Source organism: Mesorhizobium sp. M7A.F.Ca.CA.002.05.1.1 (assembly GCF_003998335.1).
In the GTDB taxonomy this organism is placed as follows: domain Bacteria; phylum Pseudomonadota; class Alphaproteobacteria; order Rhizobiales; family Rhizobiaceae; genus Mesorhizobium.
Genome location: NZ_RZQI01001094.1, coordinates 1 through 1,745 on the forward strand (window position 1 = coordinate 1; position 1,745 = coordinate 1,745).

Below are 1,745 nucleotides of genomic sequence, written 5' to 3' on the forward strand. Positions count from 1 at the left end.
ACACGACAATGTCGGCTCCTATCTGGCAGGCCGTATGGACGGCGTTTGCCTCGGGGATGCTGGTAAGGCGCAGGCAACGCAGCTTGGCTGCCGCATGGCCCGGGAGCCGATTGCAGCGATCTTGTGCAGCCCGCGCGAGCGGACCCGGGAGACGGCCCTGCCAATCGCGTTCGCCTGCGGCGTCGGGGAAATCGCGATCTGTGCCGAACTCGACGAGATCGACTTCGGCGACTGGTCGGGAAAGACCTTCGATGAGTTGAGCGGCAACGCCGGCTGGCGAGCCTGGAACGACCAGCGGCAGGAGGCCAGGACACCAAACGGCGAAACCATGCTGGATGTCCAGCAGCGCGTCGTCGCGGTGATGAACGCTGTCCACGAGCAGCATCAGAATCAGTGTGTCGCCCTGGTCAGCCACGCCGATGTGATCAAGGCCGCCGTCTGCAAAGTCCTTGGCTTGCCGGCCGGCGACTGCTTTCGCTTCGACATCGATCCCGCCTCGATCACCACGATCGTGTCGGGCGACTGGGGGGCGAAGCTGATCCGATTGAACGAAGTTGCCTGACGAGGATTTGCCGGATGCAGATGGTCATTTTCGGTCTTACCGTCACGTCTTCATGGGGTAACGGCCATGCCACCTTATGGAGGGGACTGATCAGAGCCCTCGCCCGGCGCGGCTGGTCCATCACCTTCTTCGAACGCGACACACCCTACTATGCCGGAACGCGCGATGTTGATCATCTGGACGGCGGCAACATCGTGCTCTATCCGGACTGGGAGGATATCCGCCGGGTCGCGGAGCAAACGATCAAACGATCGGATGTCGTTATCGTCACCTCTTATTGTCCCGATGCCGTGGACGCCTCGCGGCTGGCGCAGCAGGCAGGGCGCGGACTGCGGGTCTTCTACGATCTGGACACTCCGGTCACGCTTGCCCGCATCGAACAAGGTGAGCGTCCACCCTATTTCGGCCCCGAGGGTCTTGCCGATTTCGACCTCGTCCTGAGCTACACAGGCGGCTCGGCGGTCGACGCGCTGAAGGCGGTTCTGGGCGCGCGTCACGTGGTGCCGCTCTATGGGCATGTCGATCCGGATCAACACCGGCCGGCTACGCCGCGGGCCGAGTTCAAGGCCGATCTCTCCTATCTCGGAACCTACGCGCCCGATCGCCAGGCGGCCGTCGAGAATCTGCTGGTTCGCCCAGCTGCGCGCTTGGCGGACCAGCGCTTCATCATCGGCGGCGCACAATATCCGCAGGAATTCCCGTGGAGCGACAACATCTTCTTCGTCAGGCACCTTCCGCCGGCCGATCACCCGGCGTTTTTCTCATCCTCTCGTCTGACACTGAATGTGACCCGCGAGGCGATGGCGCAAAAGGGCTGGTGCCCTTCGGGCCGGTTGTTCGAAGCAGCGGCATGTGGAGCGCCTATCGTAACCGACACATGGCCGGGCCTAAGCAGCTTCTTCGAACCCGGCAGCGAGATCCTGCTGGCCCACGACACCGATGACGTGGTCGCGGCGCTCGCCTTACCCGCAGGAGAACTCGATGCTATCAAAACCCGTGCGCGCCAACGGGTTCTCGACGAACACACCTCTGGCCGGCGCGCGGCGGAGCTGGACCAGATTCTAAACGACGCCTTTCAAAGATCTCCCGGCGAACCGATGATGGAAGCAGTCTGATGTTGGGCATTGTGCCCGCTGCCGGGCGCGGCAGCCGCATTCAACCGCTCGGCTTCTCGAAAGAGCTG

The 1,745-nt window shown here is 63.2% G+C and carries 2 protein-coding genes; both read left to right on the forward strand.

Annotated features, from left to right (window positions below; translation table 11 throughout):
• On the forward strand, nucleotides 1–562 hold a 562-nt coding region (locus EN939_RS32855; protein ID WP_164751450.1), incomplete at its 5' end, for a histidine phosphatase family protein.
• Nucleotides 563–576: 14 nt separating this feature from the next.
• A complete protein-coding gene (locus tag EN939_RS32860; protein WP_127270580.1) occupies nucleotides 577–1,677 on the forward strand; it encodes a CgeB family protein in 1,101 nt (366 codons plus the stop codon).
• Nucleotides 1,678–1,745: the final 68 nt, after the last annotated feature.